Origin of the sequence: Isoptericola sp. F-RaC21, from assembly GCF_038593535.1 — a bacterium.
GTDB lineage: Bacteria > Actinomycetota > Actinomycetes > Actinomycetales > Cellulomonadaceae > Isoptericola.
This window is the reverse complement of sequence record NZ_JBCFYX010000003.1, coordinates 42,832-62,425: the sequence shown is the minus strand read 5'-3', so window position 1 is coordinate 62,425 and position 19,594 is coordinate 42,832. Positions and strand designations below refer to the sequence as shown.

Genomic DNA, 19,594 nt, shown 5'->3' with positions numbered 1-19,594 from the left:
GCCCTCGTCCCGACGCATGGTGCTGGCCGACGCCGGCGGCGCCCGCCGGACGATCCCCTGATCGCCCGGCGGGCGACGCCGGCAGCTCAGCGCGGAGCGGCGAGGCGCTCCTCCCACGGCAGCAGCGTGACGGGGTGCGGCGGGTGGTCGGACGCCCGGAGGGTCAGGTCGACGACGGCCGCGCGCACCCGCGCCCACTCCGTGTCCCCGCCGGCCCCGCCGGTGCCGCCGGAGCCGTCCGGACCCTGCGCGACCTCGAGGATCTGCTGCAGCACAAGCACCGCCCGTGCACGGTCGATCCGGTGCGCGGTCTCGGGCCGGGTGGCGGCCCGCACGACCTGGGCGGCGAGTGCCTCGCCCCGTGACCCGGGCGCGAGCGCCGAGGAGCTCGCGAGCCGCACGGGCACCGGCGCCGCGCGCAGCGACCAGTGCGCACCGGAAGGGTCGTGCGCGACGATCCGCGTCGGACCGCGCAGCAGCGACGCCACCAGCAGCGCGACGGCGACCAGCACCGTCACCCCGCCGACTGCCAGCGCCCAGCCGGCCGTCTGCGGCCCCGAGACGTCGGTGAGCATCAGCATGCCGAGCCACACGACCCAGACCGTGGCGCAGCCGAGCGCCACGAGCGCGAAGATCAGGGGCGCGGAGGCGTCCCCAGGGCGTCGGCGTCGAGTGCTCATACCTCTGAGTTGCCGGCACGAGGGCGATCGCTACCGACCACCGAAGAAAATGCACGGGCTCCGCCCCGCGACCGCACGTAGGGTCCGGCCGTGACCACCCGACGACTGACCACCGCCCGGGCTGCGCCACGGAGGTCGAGGCGGTGGTATTCGTCGCCGAGAGCATCGCCTTCGCCCGCGTCGACTGAGGCCGGTCCCGCGAGACTCGGCGTGTCGTGCGGTGTGTCGTCGTGCCGCAGGAGTTGTCGTTTGGGGCACTGTCGGCGAAGCAGGAGTCACGCCTGCGCGGCAGGAGCCGATTCGGCCCTGACCGCAGCTCCCGCCCACCAGGAGCGGCGCGCGTCATGCGGGCCCGGCTCCCGCCGAGCGAGCGGCGATGGCAGGGACGGACCCGTGCGCGGAAAGCGGCCGCCGCTCCCGACGAGCGGACAGTGCTCGACATGACAACCCGTTCGCGGTGACGACTCGCCGGGGTCGCGACACGCCGCGGCACTACCGCCGGTTCATGGGCGCCAGTCCTGCAGCACCTGGACGAGGAGCGCCTTCTCTGCGGCCTGTACCCGGGCACGCAGGGCGGGCACGTCGTCACCGGCGACCGCCCGGTAGAGTCGCCCGATGCTCAGAACCCTGCGCCGAGCGCTCGCCGGCACGTACTGGCGGCTCAGCCGCTGGACCCTGCGCAGCGAGCCCGTCCCAGCGCAGGCGAGCGTGCTCGTGGGCGCGCCGCACACGTCCAACTGGGACTTCGTGATCATGCTCGCGATCGCGTGGCGCCTCGGCCTGGACGTGCGGTGGCTCGGCAAGCACACACTCTTCGCCGGGTGGCGCGGGCCGATCATGCGCGCGCTCGGCGGCATCCCCGTGGACCGTCGCGACCCCAGCCGCGTGGTCGAGGACGTGCTGTCGCGGGTCCGCGCCGGCGAGGTCTTCCACCTCGTCGTCACGCCCGAGGGCACGCGCTCGGGCGACGGGTGGAAGTCCGGCTTCTACCGCATCGCGCGGGCCGCCGACCTGCCCGTGACGCTCGGGTACGTGGACCGCACCACGATGACCACGGGCCTCGGCCCCACCATCCGTCTCTCCGGCGACGTGCGTGCCGACATGGATGAGATCCGCGCGTTCTACGCGGACAAGGCGGGCCTGCGGCCGGCCCTGCGCACCGAGCCGCGCCTGGCGGACGAGGACCGGCCGGGCTGACGCCCGACCGGCCGCAGCCGCCGTCCGATCTCGTCAGCCGCGCGCCACGTGGTCGTAGGCGCCGGCGGCGAGGTCCTCGAGCAGGGTCGGGCCCGTCGGCACCCACCCGAGACGCTCGCGCGTGCGCTCCGACGAGGCGACGATGTCGGTGCTCCAGAACCCGCCCAGCCAACCGAAGTGGTCCATGGCGTCCGCGGGGTCCACCGACGCGACCGGGAGCCCGAGGGCGTCCCCGATCGCCGCGGCGATGTCCCGCGTCGCGATGCCCTCCTCAGCCACGACGTGCGCGGCTGTCCCGCCGGTGGTGGCCTTGTCGACCGCAAGCGCTACGGCCCGCCCGGCGTCGGAGACGTGGACGGCGGGCCACCGGTGCGTGCCGTCGCCGACGTAGCCGGACACGCCGCGCTCGCGCGCGGTCCGCGCGAGGATGTCGACGAAGCCGTGGTCGCCGGCGCCGTGCACGGAGGCGGCGAACCGCAGGGCGACACCCGCGACGCCACGCTCGCCCGCCGCGAGCACGAGGCCGTCGGAGCCGCCGCGCGGCGCCTCCGGCCCGGTGAACGCGGTGGGGTCGTCCTCGGTGATCACCTGGCCGGGCTTGCCTGCCAGACCGGACGCGAGGAGGAGCGCGCGCCCGCTGTCCGCGAGCTCGTCGAGGAAGCCCTGGACGACGGCGCGCTCGGTGCGCCCCGCCCCCTCGTAATCGGTGAAGTCGTGCTTGAACGCCAGGTGGACCACGGCGTCGGCGTCGCGGGCGGCGGCACGCAGGACGCTCGGGTCGTCGAGGCCGCCCCGGACCGCCGTGGCACCCAGCTCCTCGATCCGGCGGGTGGAGGCGTCGGACCGGGCGAGCCCGACGACGTCGTGCCCCGCCGCCAGCAGGTGCGGGACGGTGTGGGAGCCGATCCATCCGGACGCTCCGGTGACGAACACGCGCATGAGTTCTCCTCTCGGCCCGCGAGACCCGGACCAGGTGATGTCAGTTGCTGACATCACTGACGGTACACCCGGATGTCAGGAACTGTCATCACTAGACTGTCCCGCATGGCCCGATGGGAACCCGACGCGCGCGGGCGCATGACGCGCGCCGCGCTCGACCTCTATGCCGAGCAGGGGTTCGAGCAGACGACGACCGCCCAGATCGCCGAGCGCGCCGGCGTGACCGAGCGCACGTACTTCCGGCACTTCGCCGACAAGCGGGAGGTGCTGTTCGACGGCTCGCACCGGCTCGAGGAGCGCGTGGTCGACGCCGTCGTCGCCGCGCCTGTCGACGCCGCACCGCTCGCCGTCGTCGGCGAGGCCTTCGCGACCGTCGCCGCGTCGCTCGAGGAACGCCGCGAGTTCGCCGCTCGCCGCGCCGCCGTCGTCGCCGCGACCCCCCGCCTGCGGGAGCGGGAGCTCCTGAAGCTCGCCGCGCTGCGCGACGCCGCCGCGGCCGCCCTGCGCGCCCGGGGCGTCCCGGAGCCCGACGCCTCGATGGTGGCCGAGGCCGGCCTCGGCGCCTTCCGCATCGGGTTCGACGCCTGGATCGCGTCGGGGCAGGCGCGCCCGGTCACCGACGAGGTGCGGGCAGCCCTCGCGGCGCTGCGCGACCAGGCCCGAGGCTAGGCTCGCCGTCGTGCCCGCCACCACGTTCCTCCCCGCAGTGCTGCCGGCTGGCGTCACCCTGCGCCCCCTGCGGCACGACGACGGCCCGGCGCTCGCCGCCGCCTACACCCGCAACCGCGCGCACCTGGAGCCGTGGGAGCCCGTGCGGCCGCCCGCGTTCTACGACGCCGAGCGGCAGGCCGACCTGGTCGCCACGGAGCTCGGCGCGCACGAGGCCGGCCGGTCGGTGCCGCTGATCCTGGAGCGGGCCGGCGCGATCGTCGGGCGCGTCAACCTGTCCGACGTCGTGCGCGGGGCGTTCTGCAACGCCCACCTGGGCTACTGGGTCGACGGCGCGCTCGCGGGGCGCGGCGTCATGACCGCCGCGGTCGAGGCCGCGTGCGCACATGCCCGCGACGACCTCGGGCTGCACCGCGTCCAGGCCGCGACGCTGCTGCACAACGCCGCGTCGCAGACGGTGCTCGCGCGCACCGGGTTCGACCGCATCGGCACCGCGCCGTCCTACCTCCGGATCGCCGGACGCTGGCAGGACCACGCCCTGTTCCAGCGCATCCTCCACGACGACTGACACGAGCCGTCCGGGTGCGCGACGTCGTCCCGTGCGGTAGACCGGGACCGTCGGGCCGCGGAGGGGGACGCCATGGGTACTGACAGCACGGACGCCGGGTCGCTGACCATCGCCCTGCTGACGGCGTGCTCGGAGCCGGACCTCGGCATCCGCTCGCGCGTGGTGCAGGAGCTCCTCGACGAGGCAAGCGTCGACCCGCGCCTCGCCCGCGAGGTCATCACCACGATGCTCACGGCGTCGGTGATGTCGCTGCGCGCCTACACGGAGGCCACGGCGCGCGACCCGCACGACGTCCTGCGCGCCCTGGGCGCGAGCTGGTCGCGGCGCTCCCTCAACGCCTGAGGCGTCCTGCCGCCGCGCGCCCGCCGGGGGAGTCGACGGGCGCGCGACCGCAAGTCCTACTCGTGCACCACCGTCACGGCGCACGGCGCGTGCCGCACGAGACGGTCCGGCACGGAGCCGCGCACGCGGCCGACCCGGCGCGCGCGCTCGTGCCCGCCGGTGACCACGAGGTCGTCCGAGCGCAGCACCGCCAGGAGGGCGCCGGGGGCCCCGCGCTGCTCGATCGACCAGCGCACCTCCGGGTACTTCTCCCCCCAGCGCGCGGCCTGCGCCTCCAGGTCCGCCCGGGCCTCTGCACGGAGGCGGCCGAGCCAGGCCAGGTCGCCCTCGGTGACGCCCACGAACATCCCCTCGTCGATCGCGTGCGCCGCGACCAGCGGGAGGCCCGCCCGGTCGGCCTCGTCGAACCCGGCCTCGAACACGCGCTCCGACGGGTCCCGCGGGTCGACGGCCACGACCACGCGCCGCGGGGTCAGGACGCGGGCGGCGCGCGGCACGACCACCACCCGGCCCGGCGCCAGCGCCGCGACGGCGGAGGAGATCGACCCCATGGGGACGCTGTCGAACGTGCCGACACCCCGCCTGCCCACGACCACGGAGGCGCCGCGGCGCGCATGGTGCACCAGGACGGCGGAGGCGTCCCCGCGCACGGCCGCGAACCCGACCGCGGCCGGCCCCGCCGGGAGCGCCCGGGTCCGCGCCGTGCGCTCGTACCGGGCCCGGGCCCGCGCGACCAGCGCCTCGGCCTCGGCGCGCTGCTCCGGCCCGCGGGCCGCGACGACGGCCCCGACGCCCAGGGGCTGGGCGTACGCGTGCACGACGACGAGCCGCGCCGCGAGGCGCTCGGCCTCCCCCGTCGCCCACGCCATCGCGTGGTAACCGCCCTCCGAGCCGTCGACGCCCACGACGACGTCCCGGACCGGCCCTCCGGCGCTGGCGAGCTCCTCGACGTTCCCTGGCACGTCACCAGTCGGCCACGCGAGCGGGGCCGGGCGCGAGTGCCGAACGCCCCGACCCTCGGGCCGGGCGTCCTGCACCCCAGGGCCGAAGGTCCCGATCGGGGCCATCGGCGGCATCCGGGGCATCGGCGGCATGCCGGACGTCCGCGGGCCCGCCGTACTACCGTGAAGAGGTGAGCGCTCGGCAGGACCGCCGGGACCGGGACATGGACGTCCTGCTGGACGCCGTCGTGTCCGTGGGCCGCGGCCTCGAGCTGGAGACGACGCTGCACCGGGTGGTCCGGGCCGCCGCCGCGATGGTCGACGCCCGCTACGCCGCCCTCGGCGTGCTCGGGGAGGACGGCCGCATCGCCCGGTTCCTCACCGTGGGGATGTCCGAGGAGGAGACCCGCGCGGTCGGCCCCTACCCGACGGGGCACGGGCTCCTCGGCGAGCTCGTGCGCGACCGGCGCCCCCTGCGCGTCCCCGACATCACCGCAGACCCGCGCTCGACCGGCTTCCCGCCGCACCACCCGACGATGCACAGCTTCCTCGGGATGCCGCTGCAAGTGCACGGGGAGCCGTTCGGCACCCTCTACCTCACCGAGAAGCGCGGCGGCGGGGAGTTCACCGAGGACGACGAGCGGCTGCTGGAGGCGTTCGCGTCGGCCGCGAGCGTGGCGGTCGAGAACGCCCGACTGTACGAGGAGGCGCGGCTGCGCGAACGCTGGTCGCGCGCGGACGACGAGATCGCCCGCCGGCTGCTCGCCGGCGAGGACCCCGACGCGGTGCTCGACCTCGTCACCACCGGCGCGACCACCGTCGCGGCGGCGGACACCGCGGGGATCGCCGTCCCGTCGGACGACGGGCCGGCGGGCGGTGTCCCGATCCTCACCGTCCGGGCGGCCGTCGGGATCCGGGCGGAGTCGCTGCGGGGCCGGGCGCTGCGCACCGCAGGGTCCTTCCTCACGATGGCGTTCGTCGAGGGGCGGTCGATCATCTCCGCCGACGCCTCGGCGGACGACCGGGCACAGCTCGTGCTGCACCCCGTCGGCACCGTCGGCCCACTCGCCGTGTTCCCTCTGGTCGGGCGGGGGCGGCGCGTGCTCGGCGTCCTGGCCGTCGGGAGGGTCCGGGGGGCGGAGCCGTTCCGCGACGTCGTGATCGAGGCGCTCGGCGCGTTCGCGAACCAGGCCGCGGTGACGCTCGAGCTGGCGGAGCGGCGCGCGGACGCCGCCCGGCTGGCCGTGGTGCGCGACCGGGACCGCATCGCCCGGGACCTGCACGACCTGGCCGTGCAGCGCCTGTACGCGACGGGCCTCTCCCTGCAGTCCGTGGACCGGCGCCTCGGGGACGCCCAGCCCCTCGACCTGGACGACAGGCAGGAGCTGGGGTCGCGGGTGGGCGAGGCGATCGACCAGGTCGACGAGACGATCGACCTGATCCGCACCACCATCCGGGACCTGCGCGACCCGGGGAGCGACGCCCCGCGCCGGGTCGCCACCCGGTCGCTGCTGCTCGCCGAGGTGGAGGCGGCGGCGCACACCCTCGGCTTCACCCCGACCGTCCGCCTGGACGGGCCGATCGACTCGCACGTGCCCTCGACGACGACGGCGCACCTCGTCGCGGTGCTGCGCGAGACGCTGTCGAACACGGCGCGCCACGCGCGGGCCACGCGGGCCCACGTACGGCTGCGGGTCGCGGACGACCTGGTGCTCACCGTGTCGGACGACGGCACCGGGATCACCCCCGACGCCCCGCGCAGCGGCCTCGCCAACCTCTCCCGGCGGGCCACGGAGCTGGGCGGGTCGTTCGAGGTCGGGCCCGGGCCCGCCGGGGGCACCACGGTGCACTGGCGCGTCCCTCTCCCGACGACGAGCAGCTGACGCCTCCGCCCGGGCCCCTCAGAGCGGGGGCGCCGGGTGGTCCGCCTCGCCGGGCCGGCCGGTCTGCTCGAGCCGCGCCGCGAGCACGGCGGCCTGCACCCGCCGCTCGAGCCCGAGCTTGGACAGCAGGCTCGACACGTAGTTCTTCACGGTCTTCTCCGCGAGGAACAGCTCGGCGCCGATCTGCCGGTTCGTCATGCCCTCGCCCACCAGCCCGAGGATGCGCCGCTCCTGCGGCGTGAGGTCGCCCAGCGGGTCCTCGTCCTCGCCCTGGTGGCGCAGGCGCGCCATCACCCGGCTCGCGGCGCGCGGGTCGAGCATGGACCCGCCCGCCGCCACCGTCCGGATCCCGGAGACCAGGTCGCTGCCGCGCACCTGCTTGAGCACGTAGCCCGACGCGCCGGCGAGGATCGCGTCGAACAGCGACTCGTCGTCGTCGAACGAGGTCAGGATGAGGACCGCGGCGTCCGTGCGCGACCGCAGCTCCCGGCACACCGTGACGCCGTCGCCGTCGGGCAGCCGCACGTCGAGGACGACGACGTCCGGACGCACGGCCGGCACCCGGGCGAGGGCCTCGGCCGCCGTGCCCGCCGTGCCGACCACCTCGAGGTCGTCCTCCATCCCGAGCAGGTCGGCGACGCCGCGGCGGACCACCTCGTGGTCGTCGACGAGGAACACCCGCACGGGCGCGCCGGTCATGACCTCACGCTAGACCCCCCGCGCCCCGCACGGGCGGCCGTCAGCCGTCGAGGTCCGCGATGCGCGCGACGCTCGGCTCCCGCTCCGCCTGCAGCCGGGCCGCGACGTCCTCCGCGCCGCGCAGCGCGCGCAGCACGTTGCCGCTCGTGAGGCCCGCCAGGTCGGCGTCCGACCAGCCACGGTCCGCGAGCGCCGCCAGCAGGTTCGGGTAGCCGGAGACGTCCCGCAGCTCCTCGGCGAAGCCGCCCGCGCCGTCGTAGTCGCCGCCGAGACCGACGTGCGCGGCGCCCGCGACCTCGCGCACGTGCTCGACGTGGGCGACGACGTCGTCGAGCGTCGTCGGCGGCTGGGGGTGGGCCTTCGCCCACTCGGTCGAGAACGCGGCGAACTCCGCGTAGTCGTTCGGCGCGATCCCGGCCGCCCTCGCCGCCTCCCCGGCCTGCGCGCGCCATTCCCCGATCGCGGGGGTGACGAAGCTCGGCACGAAGGTCACCATGCACACCCCGCCGTTGTCGGCGAGGCGCGCGAGCACGTCGTCGGGCACGTTGCGCGGCACGTCGCAGACGGCGCGGGCGGAGCTGTGCGAGAAGATCACCGGCGCCTCGGCGACGTCGAGCGCGGCGCGCATCGTGCCCGCCGACACGTGCGACAGGTCGACGAGCATCCCGAGCCGGTTCATCTCGCGCACCACCTCGCGGCCGAACGCCGTCAGGCCGCCGTGCTCGAACCGGCCGTCCGCGGGCGGCTCGTCCGTCGCGGACTCCGCCCACGGGGTGTGGTGGTTGTGGGTGAGCGTCATGTAGCGCACGCCCAGCTCGTACAGCATGCGCAGCGCGCCCATCGACGAGTCGATCGACTGCCCGCCCTCGGCGCCCATGAGCGACGCGATCTTGCCCTCCGCCCAGGCGGCGACGACGTCGTCGGCGCTCGTCGCGAGCCGGAAGTGCTCCGGCCAGCGCGCCACCATGCGCCGGACGGCGTCCACCTGCTCGAGGGTCGCGGTGACCGCCCCGCTGCCGGGCAGGTTGGACGGCACGTACACCGACCAGAACTGGGCCCCCACTCCCCCGGCGCGCAGCCGCGGCACGTCCGTGTGCGTTCGGCCCTCCGTGCCGGCCTCGAGGTCCAGCCGGGACCAGTCGTACGCGACCTGGTCGCGCGCCTCCCACGGCAGGTCGTTGTGCCCGTCCCAGACGGGGTGGTCGTGCAGGAGGGCGGCGACGCGCTCGGCGGTGCTGGTCATGCCGGCGAGCCTATCCAGCGCGGTCAGCCCCGGCGCGCGCCGGGCCGCACCGCCACCGCGACCCGCCCCGTGCGCAGCGACGTCGTGGTCGCGCCGGGGACGCCGAGGTCGGCGGCGGGCCCGGACAGGTCGCCGTCCGCGACGACGTCGAATCCGTGGGAGCGCAGCAGCGCCGCCATCCGTCGCGGCGCCCAGGCCGCGCGCCAGGGCTCGCCGGCGGTCATCGGCCGGTGCCCGCCCGCCGCGGCGAGCACCCCGGCGACGCGGCGCCCCACCGTCGCCCGCAGCGAGGGCGCCTGGTAGTTGACGACGAGGGCGCTGCCGGGGGCGGACAGCGCGGCGACCTGCCGCACGGTGTCGGCGGCCTGGGCGCGGGTGAGGTACGGGACGACGCCCTCCCACACCCAGGTGGTCGGCTCGCCCGCCCGGTGCCCCGCGGCGGCGAGCCCGTCGGCGAGACGGTCGCGCGCCAGGTCGACGGGCGCGTACGCCAGCCGCACCGGCGGCACCGCGTCGCCCACCCGGCGGCGCTTGTCCCGCTGCGACGCCGGGTGGTCGACCTCGAGCACGTCGACGTCCGCGAGCTCCGGCATCCGCCAGGCACGGGAGTCCAGGCCGGCGCCCAGCAGCACGACCTGCGGGTTCGCGTGGGCGCGCACGGCCTCGTCGATCACGACCGTCCGGGCAGCCATGAGGTCGGCGCACGCCCGCACCTGCTCGTACGCCGTGCGCGGCCCCCACCCCTCGGGCGGCCGGCCCTCGCGGACCTGGCGCACGGGCACCAGCTCCTCGGCGTCGAGCAGCCGCTGCGCCATCGGGTCGTCGAAGCGGCCGGGGCCGAGCCGTCCCTGCGCGGCGGCGCGGCCCTGGCAGACGAGGACGGCGGTCCGGCTCGCCGCGCGGGAGGTGTCGGTCATGGGGACAAGCCAAGCACGCCGGCGGACCGTTTCACCTGCCGCGACGGGTGCCGCGCAGCCGGTCGATCTCGCGGCGCTCGCGCTTGGTGGGGCGGCCGGCGCCACGGTCGCGGACGCCGACGGCCTCCCGCTCCTGGCGCGTGGGCATCGGCGGGCTCTCGTCGCGGTACGCCTTGACCGCCAGCGGCGCGCCCACGCGCTTGGGCAGCAGCTCGACGACGACGACCTTGCGGTCGCGCAGCGGGTCGCGCCAGGTGATCGTGTCGCCCACCGCGACGGACGTGGCGGGCTTCGCCACCGTGCCGTTCACCCGCACCCGGCCCGACCGGAGCAGGGCGGCCGACGACGACCGGCTCTTGAAGAGCCGCACCGCCCACAGCCACACGTCCGCTCGCACGACGTCAGCCTCTCACGACGCCCCCGGCGCCCGGCGTGCTCGCGCGGTGGCTACTTGGCCGACGCCGGGTCGCTGTCGCCGATGTGCCCGGGCGCGGTGACGGCGAGCACCCGCTGCACGAACGCGCAGTACTCGTCCATGTAGTGGCGCAGGAAGCCGGCCGTGCTCTCGTTCGTCACCTCGCCGTCGGCGCCGAAGTCGTCGGCGACGTAGGTGATGTACGCCTCCGGGGAGTTGAGCTGCGGCGCGTCGAGGAAGCTCAGGACGGCGCGCATCGACGACTGCATGACGGCGGTGCCGATGCCGCCCGGGGAGGCGCCGATGATGCCGACGGGCTTGCGGGCGAAGGAGTTCTGGCCCCACGGGCGCGAGCCCCAGTCGATGGCGTTCTTCAGGGCGCCCGGGATCGACCGGTTGTACTCCGGGGAGACGACGAGCAGCCCGTCGGACGCCTCGACCGCCGCCTTGAAGGCCCGCCCCTCGGGCGGGTAGTCGGCGTCGTAGTCCCAGCTGTAGAGCGGGAGGTCCCCGATGGGGATCTCCGTGAACTCGAGGTCCGCGGGCGCCAGCCGGACGAGCGCCCGGGACAGCGTCCGGTTGATGGAGCCCTTCGCGAGGCTCCCGACGATGTAGCCGATCTGGTACGTCATGACGACTCCCTGCTCCTCCGGTCCGACGACGGCACCTGTTCCAGGATCGCCTCTGCCGCGGCCAGGTCGCGACCGAGAGCCGGGTCGGGCCGACGCCGCCCCGACCCGAGGGCCGGCGGGTCGCGGTCCACGCGGACGCGGACGACGGGCGCCGCCCGCACGTTCGGGGACGAGCCGGGGGGCGGGTCCACGGACGGCAGGTCGCCGTCGCTGATCGCGACGACCCCCTCCACCCGCAGCAGGCGGATCCTCAGCAGCCGCGCGAGGAGCTGGATCCGGACGATCATCCCGGCCCCCGGCTAGCCGCCGAGGCGGATGTCGCCGTACGGGTCGGCGTCCGCACGCGACGACCGCCGCCGCCCGTCCCCGCCGTCGGCGCCGCCGTCGCTCACGCCGTCCATCCGCGCGCGCAGGCCCGCGACGACGGCCCGCGCGCCGGCCTCGATCTGCGCGTACCGCTCCCGCCCGGCCCGCGTGCCGACGACGTATCCCAGCCCGAAGAACAGCGCGCGGCCGAGCGTCCTACGACCGAACATCCTGGCCCCCTCCTCCAGCCGAGCCCTGCCGCGTGCGGATCGCCGACGCGACCGCGCTCGCGGCCGTCACGCCGGCGACCGACCCGAGCGCGATCAGCCCGGACCGCACCGCCGTGCCGCCCGACCGCCGCGGCCTGCGCCCCAGCGCCTCCGCGACCCGGTCGGTGAACGTCTTCCTGCGCCACCACGTCATCGTCGTGCTCCCGTCTCTCCCGGTCGTGCTCTACCGGTCGTGCTCGTCCTGGTGCCTGCGGATCCTCGTGACGATCTGCTCCTTGCGGAGGGACGTCGGCAGGTCGAGGCCCATCTCCACCCCGAGCGCGCGCAGCTCGTCCTTCGTCATCTCCTCGAGGTCCAGCGGGCCGGTGTCGGCGTCCGCGCCGAGCTGCCGCCCCTCGGACGCCACCTCCTGCCGGCGCCTGTCGGCCTCCTCGACCCGCCGGCGGGCCTGCTTCGCCTCCTCCTCGGCCTCCCCGGCCAGCCGGTCGGCCCGGGCCCGCGCCTCCTCGGCCGCGCGCCGGGCGTCCTCCGCCGCCGCCTCGGCCAGCTCCCGCGCCCGGGTCATCTGCCGGCGTGCCTGCTCGACCGCCTCCTCGGCCCGGGCGCGCGCCCGGTCGGCCTGCTCCCGGGCGTGTTCCACCCGCTTGCCGACGTCGGCCTCCGTCTCCTCCACCTGCCGGGCGGCGAGCTCGGTCGCCCGGCCCCGTTTCGCCGCGACGTACTCGTCCGCCTCGCGCTGCGCCTCGGTGGTGACCCGCTCCACCTCGCGCTCGCCCTCCGCGCGGGCCTCGGCGACCCGGCGGTCGCCCTCCGCCTCGGCCGCGGCCACGGCGTCCGCCTGCTCCTTCGCGTGGCGGGCCTCGTCGTGGGCGCGCACCTCGAGCTCGTGCGCCCGCTCCATCGCCGCGTCCACGCGGTTCAGCCGGCGGTCCCCGCCGCCGTCGCCCGAGAGGGGGTTGGCGTCCGCCAGGGTGGCGACCGCCTGCTGCCCGGCGGACTGCACGGTGCGGCCGGCCGACCGGGCCGGGTTCTTCACCCCCGCGTCCAGCACCCACTGGACGTTGCGCGGCAGGTCGGTCACGCCGCGACGCGCCTGCCTCCCCAACCACGTCATCGGGTTGGTCCTCGTCATGGGCTCCTCCTCGGGTCGGGCAGCCGAACGACCACCGGTGGCGCCCCCTGACTCCTCCTGCCCCCTCAGCACACGCCCGACTCCCGATGCACGCATCCGCACCCCACCGGGTGCCCGACCGCCCGCGTTGCTAGCGTCAGGCCCATGGCTGACCCCATGGCTGACGTGCGCGTCGAGGAAGACCTGCTCGGACCGAAAGAGGTCCCTGCGCAGGCGTACTACGGGATCCACACCGTCCGGGCGATCGAGAACTTCCCCATCTCCGGGACGACCATCAACGACGTGCCGGAGATGATCCGCGGCATGGTGATGGTGAAGAAGGCGGCGGCGCTCGCGAACCGGGAGCTGCGCGCCATCCAGCGGGACGTCGCGGACGCCATCATCGGCGCCTGCGACGAGGTGCTGGTCAAGGGGCGGTGCATGGACCAGTTCCCGATCGACGTGTTCCAGGGCGGCGCGGGCACCAGCGTCAACATGAACACCAACGAGGTGGTGGCGAACCTCGCGCTCGAGCTGTCCGGCTTTCCCCGAGGCCGCTACGACGTCATCAACCCGAACGACCACGTCAACAAGTCCCAGTCCACCAACGACGCCTACCCCACCGGCTTCCGCCTGGCCGTGCACGCGCTCGTCGACGCGCTGATCGTCGCCGTGCGCCGCCTGTCGCGGGCGCTGGACGAGAAGGCGTCGGAGTTCGCGGACCTGCCGAAGATGGGCCGCACCCAGCTGCAGGACGCGGTGCCGATGAGCCTGGGCCAGGAGTTCGCCGGCTTCTCCGTCAACGTCGCGGAGGAGATCAAGCGCCTGCGGAACGCGGCCGACCTGCTGCTCGAGGTGAACCTGGGCGCGACGGCGATCGGCACCGGCCTCAACACCCCGCCCGGCTACCCGAAGGTCGCGGCGCGGCGGCTCGCGGAGGTGTCCGGGCTCGGCACGGTGCCGGCGGAGAACCTCGTCGAGGCCACCTACGACAACGGCGCCTACCTGGCCGTGCACTCCGCGGTGAAGCGGCTCGCGACCAAGCTGTCGAAGATCTGCAACGACCTGCGCCTGCTGTCCTCCGGGCCGCGCGCCGGCCTCAACGAGATCAACCTGCCCGAGCTGCAGGCGGGGTCGTCGATCATGCCCGCCAAGGTGAACCCGGTGATCCCCGAGGTGGTCAACCAGGTCTGCTTCAAGGTGATGGGCAACGACGTCACCATCACGCACGCCGCCGAGGCCGGGCAGCTGCAGCTCAACGTCATGGAGCCCGTGCTCGCGCAGTCGCTGTTCGAGTCGACCCGCCTGCTCACCAACGCGTGCGACGCCCTGCGCACCAAGTGCGTCGTCGGGATCACCGCGAACGCCGAGGTGATGCGCGAGCACGTGCTCGGCTCCATCGGCATCGTCACCTACCTCAACGAGGTGATCGGGCACCACAACGGCGACCTCGTGGGCAAGGAGGCGGCCCGCACCGGCGCCTCGGTGCGGGACGTCGTCGTCGCGCGCGGCCTGCTCACCGCCGAGGACGTCGACCGGATCCTCACCACCGAGAACTTCCTGCACCCGCGCTACAGCGGGCGGTTCTACGCCCCGGACGAGCGCGGCATCCCGCCGCTGGGCGAGGAGGGCGACGCGTCGCGCGTCGTGGAGTCCGACGACGCGACGGGCGCCCCGTCCGACCCCGAGCACGAGCACGACGACGCCGACGAGGAGGGTGAGGCCACCCGGTGATCGTCGTCCAGTTCGCCGTCGTCCTGGTCTTCGTCTTCATCGGCGCGCGCCTCGGCGGGATCGGGATCGGGCTGGCGGGCGGGGCCGGCGTCATCGTCCTCGGGCTGCTGGGCCTCGAGGTCGATCCGGCGACGGGCGTCCCCTGGGACGTGCTGGGCATCATCATGTGCGTCATCGCGGCCATCGCCGCGATGCAGGCCGCCGGCGGGCTGGACTACCTCGTCGCGAAGACGGAGGTGCTGCTGCGCGCCCGCCCGCGCAGCATCACCTTCCTCGCGCCGCTCGTCACCTACGTGATGACGGTGTTCTCCGGCACCGGGCAGGTCGCCTTCTCCACGCTCCCGGTGATCGCGGAGGTGGCGAAGGAGTCGAACGTGCGGCCGTCGCGGCCGCTGTCCATCGCGGTCGTGGCGTCGCAGATGGCGATCGCCGCGTCACCCATCTCGGCCGCGGTGGTGGCGATGGCCGCCGTCGTCGAACCGCTGGGCGTCGACTACCTCACGCTGCTCACCGTGGCGGGCGTCTCGACCCTGGTGGGCTGCATGGTCGGCGCCGTCGTCGCGTCCCGGCAGGGCGTGGAGCTGCAGGACGACCCGGTGTACCAGGAGCGGCTCGCCAAGGGGCTGGTGAAGCGGCGCGAGCGCACCGCGTTCGTCGCGAAGCCGAGGGCGCTGCTGTCGCTGCTCATCTTCGCGGCGGCGCTGCTCGTCGTCGTGCTCTACTCCACCGCGGTGTCCGACTCGGTGGGCCTCATCGAGAACCCGACCATCACCCGCAGCGGCGCCATCATGACGTTCATGCTGCTGGCGGGGCTGCTCATCGCCGTCTTCTGCAAGATCGACGTGAGCACCGTCATCACGCAGCAGACGTTCCGCAGCGGCATGAGCGCCGCCGTCTGCATCATCGGCGTCGCGTGGCTGGGCAACACGTTCGTGCAGGGCCACACCGCCGAGATCGAGGAGCTGGGCGGCGACATCATCCAGCGCTACCCGTGGATGCTCGCCGTCGTGCTGCTGCTCGCCTCCGCGCTGCTGTACTCGCAGGCCGCGACGACGATCGCCCTCATGCCGGTGGCCGCCGGCATGGGCGTGGCGGCGACGACGATGGTCGCGTCGTTCCCCGCCGTCACCGGCCTGTTCCTGCTGCCGACCTACACGACCGTGGTCGCCGCCATCGAGCTCGACGACACCGGCACCACCCGCATCGGGAAGTACCTGTTCAACCACTCGTTCATGGTGCCCGGGCTGGTGTCCGTCGCGACCGCCGTCGCCATCGGCTTCGGCCTGGCGCCGCTGCTGATCTGAGCAGGTGGGCGGTCAGACGTCGAGCCACGGCGCGCGGGCGTACTCCTCGTCCGTGACGTGCTCCAGCCAGGTGGTCGTGGTCGCCGGGTCGTCGGCGTTCTCGAGCATCGCCAGGTGCTCCATGAAGTCGTCCGGCGACGCGCCGTGCCAGTGCTCCTCCCCCGGCGGGCAGTACACCGTCTCGCCGGGCCGCGCCTCGACGACGACGCCGTCGCGCGTGCCGACCAGCGCCACGCCGGAGACCACGTGCAGCGTCTGGCCGCGGGCGTGCGAGTGCCAGGCCGTGCGCGCCGCGGGGGCGAACCGCACGAGCGCGACGACCATCCGCTGGTCGGCCTCCTGCGGCGCCGCGATCGGGTCGAGCCACACGTCGCCGCGGAACTGCTCGGGCGGGTTCTTCGTGGTCGCGGGGCGGGGAAGCTTCTTCATCGGTCGGTGACTCCTTCTCGGGTCGGGTCGTTCGCCGCGGGGGCGGCGGCGGGGGCCGCGAGCGTGGTCGCCGCCCACGACGCGAGCAGCTTGAGCCCGTCGTCGGACGGCGAGCCGGGCGGGGCCGTGTACACGTTGAGCTGCAGCCCGGCGTCCGCGGGCAGCACGAGCGCCTCGAAGTCCAGCTCGAGCAGCCCGACCACGGGATGGTGGAAGACCTTCGTGCCGCTGCGGTGCAGCCGCACGTCGTGGGAGGCCCACAGGGTGCGGAAGCGCTCGCTGCGGGTGGACAGCTCGCCCACCAGGTCGGTCAGCCCCTTGTCGTACGGGTTGCGGCCGGCGTCCGCGCGCACGATCGCGACGGCGTCGTGCGCCATCCGCTCCGCCCTGTCGCCCCACAGCTCGCGGGCGCCGTCCGGGTCGAGGAAGTGGAACCGCGCCAGGTTGACCGGCTTGTGCGGGTCGCGCCGCGGCGAGTCGTACACCGGCGCGTACAGCGCCCGGGCCATGAGGTTCGCGCCCAGGATGTCGAGGCGGCCGTTGCGCACGAACGCCGGCGTGTCGCCCATCGCGTCGAGGATGCGCTGCACGGCGGGCCGCAGCCGGCCGGGTGGGGTGCGCTTCGCGCGCGACCGGGCCGCGCCGGACGCGTTCGCGGCGCGCGCGAGGTCGAACAGGTGGGTCCGCTCGGCGTCGTCGAGCTGCAACGCCTCCGCGAGCGCCTCGAGCACCTCCTCGGACACGCCGCCGAGGTTCCCGCGCTCCAGCCGCGTGTAGTAGTCGACGCTGACGCCCGCGAGCATCGCCACCTCCTCGCGGCGCAGCCCCGGCACGCGCCGGTTGCCGCCGTACGCGGGCAGGCCGGCCTTGTCCGGCGTGATCCGCGCCCGGCGGGTGGCCAGGAACTCGCGCGTCTCGGCTTTCAGGTCCATACCCTCGAAGGTACGTCCGGCCTCCGCGGCGCGGGAGGTACTGCCGTTACCCGGGACGCCCGGGGCTCCCCCCGCCCGCCGCGGCAGCATGCCGTGCAAGAACGGGTCAGGCCGTCCAGAGCACGTCCATGGGCACGGCGCTGACTCGGTCGCCGAACGGCCCGCTCGTCCCGCCGGTGTGCAGGATGACTCCGGCGACGAACCGGTCGCCGAGCTTGTCGCGAAGCTTGAGCAGCCACTTCGCGTCGCGCAGCCCGATGGAGGCAGATGCTTTCACCTCGATTCCTGCGACGCGGCCGTCGTCGGACTCGATGATCAGGTCGACCTCGTCACCGGCCCGGTCGCGGTAGTGGCTGATGCGCGCGGACTCCGCCGACCAACCGAGCTGACGACGGAGCTCGCCGGCGACGAAACCTTCGAGCAGGTGGCCGGCCGCTTCGCCGTTCTTCGACGGAGAGACGCCCGCCGCGGACACGTTGAGCAGACGCGCGGCCAGCCCGGAGTCGAGCAGCGCCGTCTTCGGACGTGACACGACCCGCTTGGAAAGACTGGTCGACCAGGCGGGGATCCGCTGGATCAGATACAGCGTCTCCAGGAGCTCGAGGTGCGGGACCAGTGTGCTCGCAGGGATCCCCGTGTCGCTGGCGACCTTGGCGATATTGAGCTCGCCACCGTCCCGGGCAGCCAGGACTCGCAAGATCAGCGGGAGCTCCCCGAGCCGCTGAAGGTTCGAGACGTCCGGGGCATCCCGTTCCACGATGCGTGCCAGATAGTTCTCCAGCCACAGGTTGCGACGGCGTCCAGCCGGACGACCGAGAGCTTCCGGATAGGCGCCCGCGACCGCCCGCTCGAGATAGTCGTTGCGGGCCAGATCGCTGGTTGCCCCGAGGAAGGTGTCACCAGCCAGGAGGCGGTCGACGAACTGCTCCTTGTGACCGACGATCTCGCCCTGGCTGAACCCGTGCAGCTCGATCGATTCCGCACGTCCGGCGAGACTGTCCTCCGTCGCCGGCAGCCGCAAGAGATTGGCGGATCCGGTCAGGAGGAAGCGTCCAGGTCGGGGATCGCTGTCGACGACGAGCTTGAGGGCCAGCACCAGCTCCGGAACGCGCTGGACCTCGTCGATGGCAAGCAGGCCGTCAGACGTCTGGCGCAGGAATCCCACGGGGTCCGCCTGCGCTGAGGCACGGGTGAGGTCGTCGTCGAAAGTGACCAGGCGACCTCGGTTCTCCGCGACGACCTCACGCAGCAGGGTCGTCTTTCCCACCTGACGCGCGCCCTGGACGACGACGACTCGTGTGTCGCTCAAGGCCTCGAGCACTCGCGGCCTCACGTGTCGGGACACAGTTGTCATGGTGAACGACGATAGCCTCTGCTCGTGGATTCGCCGCGTCCAGCTCGTGGATTCGCCGGATGATGCTCGCGGATCCGCCGCATGAGGCTCACTGATCCGCCATCGATGCCAGGTTGCGCCGAGCGGGGTACCAGCAGGGCCTCCCGCGCGGCCGGGACTGCTCGTAGCGTGGACGGCATGACGAACCCCGTCCCCACCCTCACCCTGAACAACGGCGTCACCATGCCGGCCCTCGGGTACGGCGTCTTCCAGACCCCGCCGGACGAGACGGTCGCGGCGACCGCTGAGGCGCTGCGCGTCGGCTACCGGCACATCGACACCGCGGCCGCGTACGGCAACGAGCGCGAGGTCGGCGAGGCGATCCGCCGCTCCGGCGTCGACCGCTCCGACGTCTTCCTGGAGACCAAGGTCTGGATCAGCGACTACGGCTACGACACGACCCTGCACGCGTTCGACAAGAGCGCCGGCAAGCTCGGCGTCGACACCATCGACCTGCTGATCCTGCACCAGGCGCTGCCCAGCCGCTTCGACCTCACCGTCGACGCCTACAGGGCCCTCGAGACCCTCCTCGCCGACGGGAAGGTCCGCGCCGTCGGCGTCAGCAACTTCATGCCCGACCACCTCGACCGGCTCCTGGCCGAGACGTCCGTGGTGCCCGCCGTCAACCAGGTCGAGGTGCACCCCTACTTCCGTCAGCCCGACGTCCTGGCCGCCGACGCGAAGCACGGCATCCTCTCCCAGGCGTGGTCGCCCATCGGCGGCATCACGTTCTACCGCGACGGCGAGCACACCAGCACCCTGCAAGACCCTGCGATCCTGCGCATCGGCGAGGCGCACGGCAAGAGCGCCGCCCAGGTCATGCTGCGCTGGCACCTGCAGCAGGGCCGCTCCGCCATCCCCAAGTCCGTCACCCCGCACCGCATCGCCGAGAACTTCGACGTGCTCGACTTCGAGCTCACCGCCGACGAGCTCGCCGCGATCGACGCCCTCGACACCGGCGTGCGCGGCGGCCCCGAGCCCGACGCCATCACGCTCGAGACCTTCGGCCGCGACATCCCGGAGGCCTGAG

Annotated in this window: 22 protein-coding genes; 8 read left to right on the top strand and 14 right to left on the bottom strand. The window is 74.4% G+C overall.

Annotated features, from left to right (window positions below; all coding sequences use genetic code 11):
* Positions 1–86: 86 nt before the first annotated feature.
* Positions 87–680, bottom strand: a complete 594-nt coding sequence (locus tag AAG589_RS10770; RefSeq protein ID WP_430567258.1) for a hypothetical protein — start codon at positions 678–680, stop codon at positions 87–89.
* A 615-nt stretch (positions 681–1,295) separates the two neighbouring features.
* On the opposite strand from AAG589_RS10770, the gene AAG589_RS10765 reads away from it, so the two are divergent.
* Complete coding sequence (locus AAG589_RS10765; protein ID WP_430567257.1) at positions 1,296–1,877, top strand: 1-acyl-sn-glycerol-3-phosphate acyltransferase; 582 nt, start codon at positions 1,296–1,298, stop codon at positions 1,875–1,877.
* A 33-nt stretch (positions 1,878–1,910) separates the two neighbouring features.
* Here AAG589_RS10765 and AAG589_RS10760 read toward each other — a convergent pair whose 3' ends face one another.
* The gene (locus AAG589_RS10760) at positions 1,911–2,816 is read right to left on the bottom strand and encodes an NAD-dependent epimerase/dehydratase family protein (RefSeq protein WP_430567256.1); all 906 of its coding nucleotides are present in this window, start codon (positions 2,814–2,816) and stop codon (positions 1,911–1,913) included.
* Between the two features lie 105 nt (positions 2,817–2,921).
* Here AAG589_RS10760 and AAG589_RS10755 point away from each other — a divergent pair, with 105 nt between their 5' ends.
* The 3 genes from AAG589_RS10755 (at position 2,922) to AAG589_RS10745 (ending at position 4,395) form a co-directional block, all read left to right on the top strand.
* Complete coding sequence (locus AAG589_RS10755) at positions 2,922–3,485, top strand: TetR/AcrR family transcriptional regulator (protein ID WP_430567255.1); 564 nt, start codon at positions 2,922–2,924, stop codon at positions 3,483–3,485.
* Positions 3,486–3,495: 10 nt separating this feature from the next.
* Entirely contained in the window at positions 3,496–4,053 is a 558-nt protein-coding gene (locus AAG589_RS10750; RefSeq protein WP_430567254.1) for a GNAT family N-acetyltransferase, read from the top strand.
* Positions 4,054–4,125: 72 nt separating this feature from the next.
* Complete coding sequence (locus AAG589_RS10745; protein WP_430567253.1) at positions 4,126–4,395, top strand: hypothetical protein; 270 nt, start codon at positions 4,126–4,128, stop codon at positions 4,393–4,395.
* A 56-nt stretch (positions 4,396–4,451) separates the two neighbouring features.
* On the opposite strand, the gene AAG589_RS10740 is transcribed toward AAG589_RS10745, so the two are convergent.
* Entirely contained in the window at positions 4,452–5,357 is a 906-nt protein-coding gene (locus AAG589_RS10740; RefSeq protein ID WP_430567252.1) for a universal stress protein, read from the bottom strand.
* A 170-nt stretch (positions 5,358–5,527) separates the two neighbouring features.
* Between AAG589_RS10740 and AAG589_RS10735 the strand changes: the two genes are divergently transcribed.
* Entirely contained in the window at positions 5,528–7,219 is a 1,692-nt protein-coding gene (locus AAG589_RS10735; protein ID WP_430567251.1) for a GAF domain-containing sensor histidine kinase, read from the top strand.
* An 18-nt stretch (positions 7,220–7,237) separates the two neighbouring features.
* Here the strand turns inward: AAG589_RS10735 and AAG589_RS10730 are convergent, their stop codons facing one another.
* From AAG589_RS10730 to AAG589_RS10695, 8 genes are all read right to left on the bottom strand, one after another.
* Positions 7,238–7,918 (bottom strand): response regulator transcription factor, encoded by a 681-nt coding sequence (locus AAG589_RS10730; RefSeq protein WP_430567250.1) that lies wholly within the window; start codon positions 7,916–7,918, stop codon positions 7,238–7,240.
* A 40-nt stretch (positions 7,919–7,958) separates the two neighbouring features.
* Positions 7,959–9,161, bottom strand: coding sequence for a dipeptidase (locus AAG589_RS10725; protein ID WP_430567249.1), 1,203 nt, complete (start codon positions 9,159–9,161; stop codon positions 7,959–7,961).
* A 23-nt stretch (positions 9,162–9,184) separates the two neighbouring features.
* Entirely contained in the window at positions 9,185–10,078 is an 894-nt protein-coding gene (locus AAG589_RS10720) for a class I SAM-dependent methyltransferase (RefSeq protein ID WP_430567248.1), read from the bottom strand.
* A 31-nt stretch (positions 10,079–10,109) separates the two neighbouring features.
* Entirely contained in the window at positions 10,110–10,475 is a 366-nt protein-coding gene (locus AAG589_RS10715; protein WP_430567247.1) for an RNA-binding S4 domain-containing protein, read from the bottom strand.
* Positions 10,476–10,525: 50 nt separating this feature from the next.
* Positions 10,526–11,125: an NADPH-dependent FMN reductase gene (locus AAG589_RS10710; RefSeq protein WP_430567246.1), complete on the bottom strand. Its 600-nt coding sequence runs from the start codon at positions 11,123–11,125 to the stop codon at positions 10,526–10,528.
* Positions 11,122–11,412: a hypothetical protein gene (locus AAG589_RS10705; RefSeq protein WP_430567245.1), complete on the bottom strand. Its 291-nt coding sequence runs from the start codon at positions 11,410–11,412 to the stop codon at positions 11,122–11,124. Before AAG589_RS10705 ends, AAG589_RS10710 begins: the two co-directional genes overlap by 4 nt.
* Positions 11,413–11,424: 12 nt before the next feature.
* Complete coding sequence (locus tag AAG589_RS10700) at positions 11,425–11,661, bottom strand: hypothetical protein (protein WP_430567244.1); 237 nt, start codon at positions 11,659–11,661, stop codon at positions 11,425–11,427.
* Positions 11,662–11,884: 223 nt separating this feature from the next.
* Complete coding sequence (locus AAG589_RS10695) at positions 11,885–12,793, bottom strand: Rho termination factor N-terminal domain-containing protein (protein ID WP_430567243.1); 909 nt, start codon at positions 12,791–12,793, stop codon at positions 11,885–11,887.
* Between the two features lie 144 nt (positions 12,794–12,937).
* Between AAG589_RS10695 and aspA the strand changes: the two genes are divergently transcribed.
* Both aspA and AAG589_RS10685 read left to right on the top strand, forming a co-directional pair.
* Complete coding sequence (aspA, locus tag AAG589_RS10690; RefSeq protein ID WP_430567242.1) at positions 12,938–14,506, top strand: aspartate ammonia-lyase; 1,569 nt, start codon at positions 12,938–12,940, stop codon at positions 14,504–14,506.
* Positions 14,503–15,810 carry an anaerobic C4-dicarboxylate transporter gene (locus AAG589_RS10685; RefSeq protein WP_430567241.1) on the top strand — a complete coding sequence of 436 codons (1,308 nt, stop codon included), beginning with the start codon at positions 14,503–14,505 and terminating at the stop codon, positions 15,808–15,810. The genes aspA and AAG589_RS10685 overlap by 4 nt, the downstream gene beginning before the upstream one ends.
* A 12-nt stretch (positions 15,811–15,822) precedes the next feature.
* On the opposite strand, the gene AAG589_RS10680 is transcribed toward AAG589_RS10685, so the two are convergent.
* The 3 genes from AAG589_RS10680 to AAG589_RS10670 form a co-directional block, all read right to left on the bottom strand.
* Entirely contained in the window at positions 15,823–16,239 is a 417-nt protein-coding gene (locus AAG589_RS10680) for a (R)-mandelonitrile lyase (protein ID WP_430567240.1), read from the bottom strand.
* Positions 16,236–17,171: a helix-turn-helix transcriptional regulator gene (locus tag AAG589_RS10675; protein ID WP_430567239.1), complete on the bottom strand. Its 936-nt coding sequence runs from the start codon at positions 17,169–17,171 to the stop codon at positions 16,236–16,238. Before AAG589_RS10675 ends, AAG589_RS10680 begins: the two co-directional genes overlap by 4 nt.
* Positions 17,172–17,277: 106 nt before the next feature.
* Positions 17,278–18,525 carry an ATP-binding protein gene (locus AAG589_RS10670; protein WP_430567238.1) on the bottom strand — a complete coding sequence of 416 codons (1,248 nt, stop codon included), beginning with the start codon at positions 18,523–18,525 and terminating at the stop codon, positions 17,278–17,280.
* 177 nt (positions 18,526–18,702) lie between these two features.
* Here AAG589_RS10670 and AAG589_RS10665 point away from each other — a divergent pair, with 177 nt between their 5' ends.
* Positions 18,703–19,593 carry an aldo/keto reductase gene (locus AAG589_RS10665; RefSeq protein WP_430567237.1) on the top strand — a complete coding sequence of 297 codons (891 nt, stop codon included), beginning with the start codon at positions 18,703–18,705 and terminating at the stop codon, positions 19,591–19,593.
* The last annotated feature ends 1 nt before the right edge of the window (position 19,594 follow it).

Excerpts from the sequence above, each read along its gene's own strand:
- AAG589_RS10770 (WP_430567258.1), bottom strand. The coding sequence starts at position 680 with ATGAGCACTCGACGCCGACGCCCTGGGGACGCCTCCGCGCCCCTGATC.
- AAG589_RS10765 (WP_430567257.1), top strand. The coding sequence starts at position 1,296 with ATGCTCAGAACCCTGCGCCGAGCGCTCGCCGGCACGTACTGGCGGCTC.
- AAG589_RS10760 (WP_430567256.1), bottom strand. The coding sequence starts at position 2,816 with ATGCGCGTGTTCGTCACCGGAGCGTCCGGATGGATCGGCTCCCACACC.
- AAG589_RS10755 (WP_430567255.1), top strand. The coding sequence starts at position 2,922 with ATGGCCCGATGGGAACCCGACGCGCGCGGGCGCATGACGCGCGCCGCG.
- AAG589_RS10745 (WP_430567253.1), top strand. The coding sequence starts at position 4,126 with ATGGGTACTGACAGCACGGACGCCGGGTCGCTGACCATCGCCCTGCTG.
- AAG589_RS10730 (WP_430567250.1), bottom strand. The coding sequence starts at position 7,918 with ATGACCGGCGCGCCCGTGCGGGTGTTCCTCGTCGACGACCACGAGGTG.
- AAG589_RS10725 (WP_430567249.1), bottom strand. The coding sequence starts at position 9,161 with ATGACCAGCACCGCCGAGCGCGTCGCCGCCCTCCTGCACGACCACCCC.
- AAG589_RS10720 (WP_430567248.1), bottom strand. The coding sequence starts at position 10,078 with ATGACCGACACCTCCCGCGCGGCGAGCCGGACCGCCGTCCTCGTCTGC.
- AAG589_RS10710 (WP_430567246.1), bottom strand. The coding sequence starts at position 11,125 with ATGACGTACCAGATCGGCTACATCGTCGGGAGCCTCGCGAAGGGCTCC.
- AAG589_RS10705 (WP_430567245.1), bottom strand. The coding sequence starts at position 11,412 with ATGATCGTCCGGATCCAGCTCCTCGCGCGGCTGCTGAGGATCCGCCTG.
- AAG589_RS10700 (WP_430567244.1), bottom strand. The coding sequence starts at position 11,661 with ATGTTCGGTCGTAGGACGCTCGGCCGCGCGCTGTTCTTCGGGCTGGGA.
- AAG589_RS10695 (WP_430567243.1), bottom strand. The coding sequence starts at position 12,793 with ATGACGAGGACCAACCCGATGACGTGGTTGGGGAGGCAGGCGCGTCGC.
- aspA (WP_430567242.1), top strand. The coding sequence starts at position 12,938 with ATGGCTGACCCCATGGCTGACGTGCGCGTCGAGGAAGACCTGCTCGGA.
- AAG589_RS10680 (WP_430567240.1), bottom strand. The coding sequence starts at position 16,239 with ATGAAGAAGCTTCCCCGCCCCGCGACCACGAAGAACCCGCCCGAGCAG.
- AAG589_RS10675 (WP_430567239.1), bottom strand. The coding sequence starts at position 17,171 with ATGGACCTGAAAGCCGAGACGCGCGAGTTCCTGGCCACCCGCCGGGCG.
- AAG589_RS10670 (WP_430567238.1), bottom strand. The coding sequence starts at position 18,525 with ATGACAACTGTGTCCCGACACGTGAGGCCGCGAGTGCTCGAGGCCTTG.
- AAG589_RS10665 (WP_430567237.1), top strand. The coding sequence starts at position 18,703 with ATGACGAACCCCGTCCCCACCCTCACCCTGAACAACGGCGTCACCATG.